Source organism: Amycolatopsis cynarae (genome assembly GCF_026802195.1).
Classification (GTDB): domain Bacteria; phylum Actinomycetota; class Actinomycetes; order Mycobacteriales; family Pseudonocardiaceae; genus Amycolatopsis_E; species Amycolatopsis_E rhizosphaerae.
In genome coordinates this window covers 3,195,935-3,207,530 of the sequence record NZ_CP113836.1, presented here as the reverse complement: position 1 = coordinate 3,207,530, position 11,596 = coordinate 3,195,935, and the positions used below count along the sequence as shown (strand labels likewise).

12 protein-coding genes are annotated in these 11,596 nt (G+C 70.3%); 7 read left to right on the top strand and 5 right to left on the bottom strand.

Annotated elements, in window-relative coordinates; translation table 11 throughout:
• Window positions 1–16: 16 nt before the first annotated feature.
• Window positions 17–409 (top strand): cupin domain-containing protein, encoded by a 393-nt coding sequence (locus ORV05_RS15395; protein ID WP_268759177.1) that lies wholly within the window; start codon window positions 17–19, stop codon window positions 407–409.
• Window positions 410–442: 33 nt separating this feature from the next.
• Here the strand turns inward: ORV05_RS15395 and ORV05_RS15390 are convergent, their stop codons facing one another.
• Entirely contained in the window at window positions 443–1,261 is an 819-nt protein-coding gene (locus ORV05_RS15390; protein WP_268759176.1) for an SDR family NAD(P)-dependent oxidoreductase, read from the bottom strand.
• Between the two features lie 100 nt (window positions 1,262–1,361).
• On the opposite strand from ORV05_RS15390, the gene ORV05_RS15385 reads away from it, so the two are divergent.
• The 3 genes from ORV05_RS15385 (at window position 1,362) to ORV05_RS15375 (ending at window position 4,202) form a co-directional block, all read left to right on the top strand.
• Window positions 1,362–1,979, top strand: coding sequence for a TetR/AcrR family transcriptional regulator (locus ORV05_RS15385; RefSeq protein WP_268759175.1), 618 nt, complete (start codon window positions 1,362–1,364; stop codon window positions 1,977–1,979).
• Window positions 1,980–2,079: 100 nt separating this feature from the next.
• Entirely contained in the window at window positions 2,080–3,285 is a 1,206-nt protein-coding gene (locus ORV05_RS15380) for an NAD(P)/FAD-dependent oxidoreductase (protein WP_268759174.1), read from the top strand.
• Window positions 3,282–4,202 (top strand): RNA polymerase sigma-70 factor, encoded by a 921-nt coding sequence (locus ORV05_RS15375; RefSeq protein WP_407652761.1) that lies wholly within the window; start codon window positions 3,282–3,284, stop codon window positions 4,200–4,202. The genes ORV05_RS15380 and ORV05_RS15375 overlap by 4 nt, the downstream gene beginning before the upstream one ends.
• Window positions 4,203–4,262: 60 nt before the next feature.
• Here the strand turns inward: ORV05_RS15375 and ORV05_RS15370 are convergent, their stop codons facing one another.
• Both ORV05_RS15370 and ORV05_RS15365 read right to left on the bottom strand, forming a co-directional pair.
• Window positions 4,263–5,084, bottom strand: a complete 822-nt coding sequence (locus ORV05_RS15370; protein ID WP_268759172.1) for an alpha/beta fold hydrolase — start codon at window positions 5,082–5,084, stop codon at window positions 4,263–4,265.
• 102 nt (window positions 5,085–5,186) lie between these two features.
• On the bottom strand, window positions 5,187–7,466 hold the full coding sequence (locus tag ORV05_RS15365; protein WP_268759171.1) for a S9 family peptidase: 2,280 nt from the start codon (window positions 7,464–7,466) through the stop codon (window positions 5,187–5,189).
• 145 nt (window positions 7,467–7,611) lie between these two features.
• On the opposite strand from ORV05_RS15365, the gene ORV05_RS15360 reads away from it, so the two are divergent.
• Together ORV05_RS15360 and ORV05_RS15355 are read left to right on the top strand one after the other, a co-directional pair.
• Window positions 7,612–8,346, top strand: a complete 735-nt coding sequence (locus ORV05_RS15360) for a TetR/AcrR family transcriptional regulator (protein ID WP_268759170.1) — start codon at window positions 7,612–7,614, stop codon at window positions 8,344–8,346.
• 45 nt (window positions 8,347–8,391) lie between these two features.
• Window positions 8,392–9,294: a hypothetical protein gene (locus ORV05_RS15355; protein WP_268759169.1), complete on the top strand. Its 903-nt coding sequence runs from the start codon at window positions 8,392–8,394 to the stop codon at window positions 9,292–9,294.
• A 42-nt stretch (window positions 9,295–9,336) separates the two neighbouring features.
• On the opposite strand, the gene ORV05_RS15350 is transcribed toward ORV05_RS15355, so the two are convergent.
• Both ORV05_RS15350 and ORV05_RS15345 read right to left on the bottom strand, forming a co-directional pair.
• On the bottom strand, window positions 9,337–10,242 hold the full coding sequence (locus ORV05_RS15350; protein ID WP_268759168.1) for a pyridoxamine 5'-phosphate oxidase family protein: 906 nt from the start codon (window positions 10,240–10,242) through the stop codon (window positions 9,337–9,339).
• 20 nt (window positions 10,243–10,262) lie between these two features.
• Window positions 10,263–10,814 (bottom strand): carboxymuconolactone decarboxylase family protein, encoded by a 552-nt coding sequence (locus ORV05_RS15345; protein WP_268759167.1) that lies wholly within the window; start codon window positions 10,812–10,814, stop codon window positions 10,263–10,265.
• 127 nt (window positions 10,815–10,941) lie between these two features.
• Between ORV05_RS15345 and ORV05_RS15340 the strand changes: the two genes are divergently transcribed.
• A complete protein-coding gene (locus tag ORV05_RS15340) occupies window positions 10,942–11,574 on the top strand; it encodes a CGNR zinc finger domain-containing protein (protein WP_268759166.1) in 633 nt (210 codons plus the stop codon).
• Window positions 11,575–11,596 lie beyond the last annotated feature (22 nt).

The window sequence follows — 11,596 nt, the reverse complement described above, 5'->3', positions numbered from 1 at the left end:
CCGCCAGGATGACGGCATGAGCAAAGAACCGATCGTCCTCGCCGAAGCACTGGCTTCCTTCGACGTGCTGTGGAGCCCGAGGATCGTCACGCGGGTCAACGACTACGACGTCCGGATCGCCAAGGTCAGGGGCGAGTACCTGTGGCATGTCCACGACGACACCGACGAGTTCTTCCTCGTGCTGGACGGTGAACTCGACATCTCACTGCGCGAAGCGGGCGTCGAGCGCACCGTCCACCTGCCCAAGGGGGCGGTGTTCACCGTGCCGCGCGGCACCGAACACAAGCCGTCCTCGGCGGAGGGCGCGGCGATGCTGATGTTCGAACCCACCGGCACGCTCACCGTCGGCGACCGCCACGACGAGATCCCGGACTACGTGGACGCGACCACCGGCCACGAACTCGGTTAGGGCCCGGACCGGTCCGGCGGCGCCGAGCACCGCTCATCGGGCGTTTGCCGTCGCCGTCGTGGCGGCGCGGGCGGTCAGCCTCCCCATCATGGTGAGCGACTGCCTGCGGCTGGCCAGGCGGCTCAGCGTCGCGGCCAGTCTGTTCATCGCGCCGACGGCGATGCTGGGTGGGGGGTTGCGCCGGTCCAGCGTGCGCAGCGCGGTCTCGACAACCTGTTGCGGCGCCTGCAGCCGCTGGCCGCCGGCCGCCGCCGGGCCGGCGGTATCGAAGAACTCGGTGCGGGTGGCGCCCGGTGACAGGGCGAGTACCCGCAGGCCGGTGCCGCGGTGTTCGTACCACAGCGCCTCGGTGAAGCTGAGCACGAAGGCCTTCGTGGCCCCGTAGACGGCCATTCGCGGTATCGGGGTGTAGGCGGCCATGCTCGCGACGTTGATCAGGACGCCGCGCCCGGAGGCACGAAGGTCGTCGATGAAGGTCCTGGTCAGGTCGACGACGGCGTGCACGTTGAGAGCGATCTCCTCGCGGAGCCGCTCGGCCTCCTCCTCGACGAACAGCCCGTGGGTGCCGAAGCCTGCGTTGTTGACCAGTCCGGTCAGCCGCAGGCCACGGTCGCTCAGCTGGGCGGCCAGGTGCGCGGCGGCGCCCGGTTCGGCGAGGTCGCAGGCGAGCACGGTGACGGCGACGCCGTGCTCGGCCGCCAGTTCGGTGGCCAGAGCCGTGAGCCGGTCCTCCCGGCGCGCGACGAGGACGAGGTCCGAGCCCCGGCGGGCGAACTGGCGGGCGAACTCCGCCCCGATTCCGGAACTGGCGCCGGTCACGAGCGTCAGTGCGCCGCGGTGATCGAGTGGCATGTCATCTCCTCAGCGTGTTGGCATCGAGTGCCAAGCTAGCACTTGATGCAACACAGGCATACAGGGTCGGGTGGGCATCGCGTAGGATAGGCTGACGGTCATGACGACGCGCCATGACCGGTCGGAGGCGGCCACGGGCCCGATGTGGGAGCGAACCCGCCGGCGTGTCCGCGAGGAGATCACGGACGTCGCGCTGGCGCTGTTCCTGGAGCAGGGATTCGAGAACACCACGGTCGACCAGGTCGTCGCCGCGGCCGGGATCTCCCGGCGGTCGTTCTTCCGCTACTTCGGCACGAAGGAGGACATCGTCTTCGGCGATCTCGCCGAGCAGGGTCCGGTGATCCTGGCGGCGCTGGAAGCGCGCCCGGACGACGAACCTGTGTGGGAGGCGCTGCGGCACGCGTTCGCCGTGCTGAACACCCAGGTCGCCCCGCAGCGCGGCCTCGCGATCGCCCGGCTCGTCGCCACCAGCCCTGGCCTGCGGGCCGCCCACTTGGAGAAGCACCTGCGGTGGCAGGAACAACTCGCACCCGAGGTCGAACGGCGTCTCGGCGATGGGGACGCCCCGCCGGGCCTGCGCGGTCAAGCGGTCGTGGCCACCGTGCTCGCGTGCCTCGACGCGGCCACCGCCGTCTGGCTCGACCGCGGCGGCAAGGGCGGGATCGAGGACCTCGAACGGCTCTACGACCAGGCGCTCACCACCGTCCGCGACAGTTAGGTCGTGCACCGGGACTGTGTCGCGCGTCACCCCATGTCACGTCCGGATCGCCTGCTCCCATCCCGTGGGCATCGTCAGGCGAACCAAGGAGGACGCAACGATGGGCACACGGCAGGAAACCGGCACGGCGGCCCCGCACCGCGTGGTGGTCCTGGGTGCGGGTTACGCGGGCATGGCCGCGGCGATCCAGCTCGCGGCGCGGGTCAAGCGGCGTGAGGACGTACAGGTGACCCTGGTGAACGCGCAGGAGCGGTTCACCGAGCGGCTGAGGCTGCACATGACGGCCACCGGGCAGCAACTCGCGGAGCTGAGCATCCCGGAGTTGCTGGAGGGGACGGGCGCGCGGTTCCTGCGCGGCTGGGTGACGGCGGTGGACGCGGACGCGAAGACCGTGCGAATCGACGACGACCGGGTCCTGCCCTACGACACGCTGGTGTACGGGTTGGGCAGTGTGGCCGACACGGCGACGGTGCCGGGCGTCGAGGACCACGCGTACACCTTGAACAGCGCCAAGGACGCCGGGGTGCTGGCCGCCCGGCTGGCGCGGCTCGGCAGCGGCACGGTGGTGGTCGCGGGCAGCGGGCTGACCGGCATCGAGTCGGCCGCGGAAATCGCCGAGCGGCACCCGGAACTCGACGTCGTGCTGCTGGGCAGGCAGGAACCCGGTGCGGCCCTGCACCGGAAGGCCCTGGCGTATCTGCGGGCCGCGCTCGACCGGCTGGGCGTGCGGGTGCGCGGCGGAGTCGAGGTGGCGAAGGTGCTGCCCGATGCGGTGGCACTGGTGGGCGGGGAGAGCATCGCCGCCGACGTGGTGCTGTGGACCAGCGGTACGCGGGTGCCGCCGCTGGCGGCCGCCGCGGGGCTGACCGTCGACGGGCGCGGCCGCATCGTCACCGACGCCGCACTGCGCTCGGTGTCGCATCCGGACGTGTACGCGGTGGGTGACGCGGCCGCGATCCGCCAGGGCTACGGCGTCATGCACGGCACCTGCCAGGGCGGCATGCCGACCGGCGTGCACGCCGCGCTGTCGATCGTCCGCGCGCTGAAGGGCAAGCAGCCCAAGCCGTTCCGCTTCGGCTACTACCACACGCCGGTGAGTCTGGGACGGCACGACGCGGTCGTGCAGTTCACCCGCCCCGATGACAGCCCGCGGCGAATCCGGCTGACGGGCCGTTGGGCGGTGCGGTACAAGGAGACGGTGACCGCCTCACCGTGGCCGACCTATGGCCGGATGAAGAAGCTGCCCGCGTCCGGTGCGTTCTGGCCCCGCGGCGGCCGCTTCACCCGGGTCCGGAACGCACGATGACCCCCGTGTCCGCCGAGAAGGACCAGCAGGTGTTCCACCGGCATCGCCCCCTGCTGTTTTCGGTGGCTTACCGCGTCCTCGGCACCGCGGCCGATGCCGAGGACGCGGTCCAGGACGCCTGGATCAAGTGGTCCGCCGCCGACCGCTCGCAGGTGGCCGACCCGAAGGCGTACCTGACGCGGATCGTGTCGAACCTCGCCCTGGAGCGGCTGCGCTCCACCCGGCACAAGCGGGAAACCTATGTGGGGCCGTGGCTTCCGGAGCCCATCCTCACCAGTGCCGACAGCGCCGAGTCCGTTGTGGACGCCGAGTCGGTGTCGATGGCGATGCTGGTGGTGCTGGAAACGCTGAGCCCGCTGGAGCGCGCCGTGTTCGTACTGAAGGAGGTCTTCGGCTTCAGCCATGCCGAAATCGCCGAGGCCGTGGAGCGTTCCGAGGCCGCGGTGCGCCAGGCGGCGCACCGCGCCCGGGAACATGTGCGGGCCCGGCGGCCGCGCTTCACCGTGGACCGGTCGCGGCAGCGCGAGGTCACCGAGCGGTTCTTCGCCGCCACGACCAGTGGTGACGTCAACGCCCTGATGGAGTTGCTGTCCCCGGACGTGACACTGTGGACCGACGGTGGCGGCAAGGTCCGCCAGGCCACGCGCCCCGTCGTGGGCGCGGCCACCGTGGCCGACTGGTTCGCGGCCATCGGCACGGTCGCCTACCAGGGCATCGAGCCCGCCGACAGGCACGCCGGACTCGCCGAGATCAACGGCGGACCGGGCATCGTGTTCAGCGCGCCGGATCGCGTGATCGCCACCCTCACCTTCGATTTCGACGCCGACGGCCGCATCACCGCCATCCACAACGTCGCCAACCCGGACAAACTGCGGGCCATCGCCGAGGGCACCGAGCACCGGCTCGGGCCGCGGTGAGCGCCCTCCCCGCGCGTTCGTCCGTGGCCGCGCTGGGTACGAGGGGATCGCCCTCAGTCCTCAGCCCTTGGCGAAGGCGAGAAGGTCCTCGTTGAGCTGTTCCCGGTGGGTCAGGAACAGGCCGTGGGGAGCGTTCTCGTACACGACGAACCGCGCGTGGGGAACCAGGTCCGCGAGACGGCTCCCGGTCCGTTCGAGCGGCGCGGACGCGTCGTGATCGCCGTGGACGATCAGCGTCGGCACGGTGATCGCGGCCGCCTCGGCGCGGAAGTCGGTTTCCGTAAGCGCCTTGTTGCAGTCGATCAACGCTTTCAACGACGCTTCCGTCATCATGCCGAGCAGCCACTCCTGCTGTCCCGGAGAGACCTCACAGCCCGGCAGGCCCGCGCCGAAGAAGGGCGGCGCGTTGTGGGTCAACCACCGGGTGAGGTCGGCCCGCCAGCCACGCCGCACCTCCTCGGCGACGGTGCCATCGACACCCTGCGGGTTGTCGGCGGTCTTCAGCAGGAAGGGCAGTGCCGCGGCGACCAGCGCGATCCTGTTGACCCGGCCGGTGCCGTGCCGGGTCAGGTAGCGGACGATCTCGGCCGCGCCCATCGAATGCCCGACCAGGGTCACCTCACTCAGCTCCAACCGGCCGAGCAGGGCGGCCACGTCGTCGGCGAGTGTGTCGAACTCGTAGCCGCTGCCCGGGTCGTCGGAGCGGCCGTGCCCGCGCCGGTCGAGGGCGAGGCACCGGAATCCGGCGTCGGCGAGGTGGATCATCTGGTGCTGCCACATGGCTGAGTCGAAACCCCAGCTGGCGAGCAGGAGCACGGGACGCCCGCCGCCCCAGTCCCGGTAGAACAGGCGCGTGCCGTCGGCCGCATCGAAGTAAGGCATGGTGTTTCTTCACCCTCGCGATGTCGTTGTCCCGCCTGTAAGGCGCTTGCCGGGAAAGCTATCGAGGGTTCACTGACACCTTCTGCCAGGAAACCGGCCCGGTCAGCCGAAGATGTCGGCGATCAGGTTCAGATCGAACGGGGCCGGGGCGAGCCGGTAGCCCTCGGGGGGTTCGACGCCCATCAGGTGCCGGACCAGGAAGTCCCAGCGACGCCGGGTGACGTAGTGCTCGTAGCCGAAGAAAGTGTGCTCGGCCCCGGGCACGATCACCAGGTCGAAATCCTTGTCCGCTGCGATGAGCCGTTCGGCCAGCCGCAGGGTCTGGTGCGGGTGGACGTTGTCGTCCATGCCGCCGTGGACCAGCATCAGCTTCCCCTCAAGGCGTCCGGCAAGCTCCACATTGGACGATCGGAGCCAGGCGCCGGGGTCGGTCCCGTCGTAGGTTTCGCTCCACCACAGGTGGTAGTTCCGGTTTTCGTGGTTGCCCGCTTCGGCGACCCCGGCCTTGTACACCTCGGGGTACTGGCACAGCGCCCGCACGGTGGCGTACCCGCCGCCGGACAGACCGAAGATGCCCACCCGGTCCAGATCCAGCCAGGGCCGCGTCCGCGCCAGTTGCCGCAGCGCGGCGACGTGGTCGTCGAGGCCGCCGGCGCTGCCGAGATCACCGAACGAAGCATCGTGGAAGGCCTTGTCGCGCCCGGGTGTGCCCCGGCCGTCGACGGCGATCACCGCGAAGCCGAGCGCGGCGGTGGCTTCGGCGTCGCAGCCGAACATTCCCGGGTCGAAGGACGGAGGCACGCGCCGCATGTGCGGACCGGGATACGGGTGGTCGATGACCGGATAGCGGCGGGCCGGATCGAAGTCGCGCGGAAGGTGGAGCACGCCGTAGATGTCGGTTTCCCCGTCGGCGGCCTTGACGCGGAACCGTTCCGGCGCGGTCCAGCCCGCCGCGATCAGGCGGCTGATGTCGGCCCGCTCGAGCTCGACGAGCACCCCGCCGTCCCAGTCCCGGGCGCGGATGACGGGCGGGATGGCGATGGTGGAGGCCGAGTCGAGAAAGTACCGGCCACCGGGGGCCACCGTGATGACGTGGTCCAGATCGTCGTCGGTCAACCGGGTGAACCCGGCGCCGTCGAGTCCGGTCCGGCACACCGAGCGCCGGTACGGATCGGCCCCGACGAGCCCGGCGGCGACGAAGTACACCAGCCCGCGGTCCTCGTCGACGCGCAGGATCTCCTGCACCGCCCACGCGCCCGAGGTCACCTGCGCCAGCAGCTCGCCCGTGGCCAGGTCGTACCGGTACAGGTGGCCCCATCCGTCGCGCTGCGAGTACCAGAGCAGTTCGCGCCCGCCCGCCAGCAACCGGACCATCGGGCCCTGGCTCTGCTGCTGGGCCGGTTCGACCCGGGTGGCCCCGGTTTCACTGTGGACGGTGCGGACCTCGCCGGTCCCCGCGTCGAGGCGGTGGAGGCTCAGTGTGTGCATATCGCGGGACTGGCTCAGGTAGTACACGGCCGAACCGTCCTCGGCCCACCAGGCCCATTTCGCCGTGATGGGCGACAGGAGCGGCGCGGGCAGCGGCGCGCTGCGCGCCGGGACGGCTTCGCCGGTGGTGTCGAGCACGACGAACTCGGCCAGTGGGAGGTTCTCGTCGCCGGGGTAGGCGAAGCGCTGGGGCTTCAGGCGTGGTGCGCCGCCGTCGCCGGGCAGGGCTTCGACGAGGTGGGTGGTGCGGACGGCGCGCTGGTCGAGCCGGTGGGTCAGCAGGCGGGCGGAGTCGGGAGACCAGGCGACGGCGGGCGGCAGGTGGGGAATGCCGATCTTGGCGAGCAGCACGTCCGGCGTGAACGCGCTGGTGCCGTAGTCGTGATCGGGTGCACCGTCGGTGGTGAGCGGCCGTTCCGCCCCGTCCGGCAGGGAACGGATCCACAGATCATGACCGCGGCGGAACACCGCGTGCTTGCCGTCGGGCGAGACGATGTCGAGGAAGGTCGTGCCGGCGGCGGATTCCGCCTTCTCGCACCGGTAGGTGTCCAGCGAGCACCGCCAATGCGCGTCGAAGGCGTCGAATTCGACCGCGTCACCGGTGAGGTCGATCGCGGTGAAGGGCAGGACGGCCGCCGCCACCGGCTGCCCGGAGGCTTGCGCGAGTGCGGCGGCGAGGCGGTCGTGGTCGAAGGCGGGTTCGCGGATTCCCGCGGCGGGGTCGGCGAACACGAACCGGGCGCCCTCCGCGGTGTCCACTGTGTACCAGAAGCGGTCGCCGCCAGGCAGCCAGCATGGGCGGATCCGGCCGCCGTGGACGAGCTTCGCGCGGTTGTGGCGCAGGAGCCGCTCGGCCGCCTGGTAGGCGGTGGCGCCGAGACGTTCGGTGGTCATGGTCGGTCCCTTTCTCGGGGAGACGGGGTTTCGGCGAAGTATGCGTACAGCGTTCGCATCGCTGCGAACAATGTACGCACAGTCGCACGTCGTACGCAACGGAGGACGGTGTGCGCTACGCTGGCCGGGTAGGAAGGGAGACCCGATGACCACCGATGAGCAGCCGATTCCCTCGGTCTGGGCTCGCGAACCGCGGTGCAGGCGCGAGCAGCCCGTCCTGGGCCGGTCGCAGATCGTGGCCGAGGCCGTGCGGCTCCTCGACGAGGAGGGCATCGACGCGCTGAGCATGCGCAAGCTCGGCACCCGGCTGGGCGCCGCGGCGACCTCGCTCTACCGTCACGTGGCGAACAAGGACGAGCTGCTCGAACTGGTGGTGGACGAGGTCGTCGGCGAACTGCGGGTTCCGCCGCCAGGGCCGGACTGGCGGGCCGCGGTGCACGAGTGCGCCCGGGACATCAGGGCGGTGCTGCTGCGGCATCCGTGGATCGTCACCCTGCTCGGCGGGGCGGGCACCGCCTACCTCGGGCCCAACATGATGCGGTTCAGCGAGGACATGCTGGCGCTGTTCGAGGGCGCGGGCCTGAGCCTGCCCGAAGCCAACCGCGCGATGACCATCGCCTTCGCCTACGTCATCGGCATGACCAGCACCGAGGCGGCGTGGCTGACCATGCTGACCCGCACCGGGCGGGACGAGGCCGAATGGATGCGCCGGATGTGGCCGGTCGCCCAGCGCGCCGCCGAGCCCTACCCGCGCCTGCGCACGCTCTACGCCGAGCAGGGCGGCGAGCAGGGTGACCAGGACCCCCGCCGGCACCGCGACGAGGAATTCGAGTACGGCCTCGACCGCGTACTCGACGGCCTGGCCCCGCTGGTCCCGTGAAAGGGCCCTTCACGACCGCGGGCTCCTGTGTAGAGTCACGGTCCCGTGGATCTTGATGTGACCATGGACATGGTCGTCTTCCAACTGAACGGCGACGACAACGACCTCCTGATCGCGGCGGCGCCCGCCCAGGCCCAGGACTCCCTCCGGCAGGCGTGGCGCCAGGCTCGGCAGGAGCGGCCGGTCCAGCCCTCCGACGTGACCAGGGTGCACAGCACCTGGCAACCCTCCCACGCGGATTACGCCTTCCTGGCCGAAACGTTCACCGAGGCCGAGCACACCTACGTCTTCGACCGCCCCGAGGGTGACGACTGGACCGATGCCCTCGAGCACGCGCGGAAGGTGATGGCGGAGGTCGACGGCGTCGAGCGGGAAGAAGGAGGACGGGAGAGGATCGTGCGGGCCGAGCGGGACGGTGAGTGGCTGCCCATCCTCCACAGCACCTCCGCCCCGTTACCGCTTTCCGCCTCCCTGCCGCTGGTCGAGGGCAAGCTGTACGTGGGATTCGCCAAGGTCACGATCACGCCCCAAGGCCGGATCGGCATGTCCCATCTGCTACGGAGCAGCCTCGAGGCCATGAGCGACGAGGAGTATCTGGAGCTCGCCGGAGAAGCGTGCGACAACCTGAAGCGGGGGCTCAGCATCAGGATGCTTCCGGATGAGGAGCACGGGAACCTGGCCGTGATGGAGCGGAACGGTCCGTGCGCGGGGTCGGCGATCATGCTGCCCGACTTCCACGAGCAAGCCGCCGGTCTGGTCGGCGCGGACCGGCTGATCGTGGGGCTCGTCAGCCCGGATCACCTCTTCATCGCGGGCGAGGGTTCGGGTCGCGCCGAGGAGATCAGGGAAGCCGTGCTCACCTCGCCGGACACGGGCTCCGAATTGGTTCCGTGCCTGCTGCGGGTCGACGCCGATGCCATGGACGTGATCGCCGAGCGCCCCCGGTAGCTCGTCTCGTCGGCAGCGGTCACGTTGCCCTCACAAGCGCGGTCAGGACGGGCGTAGCGGTAGGAGATGTCCGGCCGCGAGGTATCGGCTGGTGAATCGGATGCGGCGCCCGGTGCCGCCTTCGTCAGCGGGCGTTGTGGTGTCGGTCCAGTCCACGGCGGCGGTTCCGGACAGGTGGAGGGTGCGACCGGTGCCGTAGTCGGCGAACAGCAATGCGGCAGTGGCGTCGATGGCGAGGTTGCCGAGGCTGTTGAACAGGTTGTTGCCGGGGTAGTCGGGCCACCAGATGTGGTCGTGTTCGACGCGGACGAAGCCGGGTGGGCCTCCGCGGTGGGAGGCGTCGTTGCCGCGGGTGGGGTGGGTGGTTCCGACTAGCAGGGTGTCAGCGCGGCGGATCAGGTCCCAGTCGTCGGCGGTGAGGACCGTTGCCTGCCGTACCGGCTCGGCGGGGTGCCCGCCTGGGTGGGCGGGCACGAGTCGTCGCTGCTGGATGTATTGCGGGCAGTTGCCGTACGCCTGCTCGACCGCCACGGACAGTCCAGTGCGGTCGACGGCGCTGAGATGGCCGTTGATACGGATGCGGCGGCGGACGGCGAAGTCGATCACCAGCAGCCCGATCGGTTGGTTTGCGGCGAGGTCATGGAGCGGGTCTCCGGTGGCCGGGAGGGCGTGGATGCGCAGCGTGGTCGGGTCTGCTGCGGACAGGAAGCCCGGCGGACCGGCCAGCGGAGAGATCCACAGCCGCCCAGCCCGGTCCCGGGCGGTCACGGCGGCGAAGGTCCGGTCGGCGAGGAAGCGGACGATGCCGCCACGTAACTCGGCCGGCGCCAGCATGCCGGACAGCCGGGCCGCGAGCGCGGTGACGCCCGCGCGGCGCTGGACGGCGAGCTCGCCGCCGTGGAATCCCACGGCGGACAGCTCACCCTGCGGGGAGGGCGGCGTGGACATGCTCTGTTACTCCAATGCCGTCAGGCCGTGCGTGTGTGCGGGGTGACGACGGGCCAGTCGTTGTCGACCTTGGCAACGATGTTGAAGTAGTTGGTCAGCACGTTCAGCGCGAGGTGGCCGACGACCTCGCCGATCTCGGCGTCGGTGACACCAGCGTCCCGAGCGGCCTGCACCGTGTCGTCTGCGACGGCGCCGTGGCCCCGGGCGATGGCGTCGGACAGGGCCAGCAGTGCCGCGGTGTGCGGGTCGGACGCCTGCGCATGCCGCGCCTTGTCCAGTTCGCCGGCATCGACCTTGGCGATGTTGGCGCCGATGTAGGTGTGGGCCGAGAGGCAGTACTCGCAGCCGTTGTACTCGGCGGTGGCGATCGCCAACTGCTCACGGACGCCGCCGGGCAGCACGCCGCCGGCGAGCGCGCCCGAGAGGGCCAAGTAGCCCCTGAGGAGCGCGGGGCTGTTGGCCATCACCTTGGTCATGTTCGGGATGAGTCCCAGCGTCTTCTCCACCTGAACCAGCAGCTCGGCGGCCTGGCCCGTTGTGGTGGCGGGGTCGACGGGGGCGAATGCGGTCACGATGTTCTCTCCTTCATGGTTCAAACGGTTACTCGAGCTTGTAACCGTTAGAAGACTCTCATGGTCGACACCGCCTGTCAACGGAATGGACTAGTTGCAACCGTTAGAAGCGCGGTAGAGTCGAGACATGCAGACCAGTGCGCCACTCCTCGACGAGCCGCTGCCTGTGGAGCTGATGAACACGATCTGGGCGGACCGCGACGGCGTACACGACGCCCTCGCTGAGCAGGACGGCACCAAAGCATGGCTGCATGCCGTCGCTCCGCGCATCGAACTGATAGCCGCCGCCGATCTCGACGCCTTGGTCGCGGCAGAGGTCGACCTCATCGGGGAAAGACTGCACCGGCTGCGCGATGCCTTGCGGCGGCTCGCCGCCGAAGCCACCGGGGACCCGCGACCTGCGGCAGCTTCCCCGGTGAGCGAACTCGACAGCGCTGTCGCCGAGGTCAACCAGGCCGCCGCCGCGGTACCACGGTGGTCGGTGCTGACCTGGACGGCCGGCGAAACACCCTCCAGGGGCACCGGTACCAGCGGTCAGGTGGCCGCCGCTGCGGTCTCGGCCATCGCAGAGGAGGCCATCCGGCTGTTCACCCATCCTGATCGGCAGCGCCTACGGGCCTGCCTGGCCCCCGGCTGTGTCCTGTACTTCGTCAAAGATCACCCCCGGCGCGAGTGGTGCTCCGCGGGTTGCGGGAACCGGGCTCGTGCCGCCCGCCACTACCAACGGCATCGCGTTCCAGGCATTGACGCAAAAGGGTGAACGGCCGCGAGACGACCTTGCG

Bases quoted from the DNA above. Each gene is read 5' to 3' on its own strand.
- ORV05_RS15395 (WP_268759177.1), top strand. From the start codon at position 17: ATGAGCAAAGAACCGATCGTCCTCGCCGAAGCACTGGCTTCCTTCGAC.
- ORV05_RS15340 (WP_268759166.1), top strand. From the start codon at position 10,942: ATGCAGACCAGTGCGCCACTCCTCGACGAGCCGCTGCCTGTGGAGCTG.
- ORV05_RS15380 (WP_268759174.1), top strand. From the start codon at position 2,080: ATGGGCACACGGCAGGAAACCGGCACGGCGGCCCCGCACCGCGTGGTG.
- ORV05_RS15385 (WP_268759175.1), top strand. From the start codon at position 1,362: ATGACGACGCGCCATGACCGGTCGGAGGCGGCCACGGGCCCGATGTGG.
- ORV05_RS15360 (WP_268759170.1), top strand. From the start codon at position 7,612: ATGACCACCGATGAGCAGCCGATTCCCTCGGTCTGGGCTCGCGAACCG.
- ORV05_RS15390 (WP_268759176.1), bottom strand. From the start codon at position 1,261: ATGCCACTCGATCACCGCGGCGCACTGACGCTCGTGACCGGCGCCAGT.
- ORV05_RS15350 (WP_268759168.1), bottom strand. From the start codon at position 10,242: ATGTCCACGCCGCCCTCCCCGCAGGGTGAGCTGTCCGCCGTGGGATTC.
- ORV05_RS15365 (WP_268759171.1), bottom strand. From the start codon at position 7,466: ATGACCACCGAACGTCTCGGCGCCACCGCCTACCAGGCGGCCGAGCGG.
- ORV05_RS15370 (WP_268759172.1), bottom strand. From the start codon at position 5,084: ATGCCTTACTTCGATGCGGCCGACGGCACGCGCCTGTTCTACCGGGAC.
- ORV05_RS15375 (WP_407652761.1), top strand. From the start codon at position 3,282: ATGACCCCCGTGTCCGCCGAGAAGGACCAGCAGGTGTTCCACCGGCAT.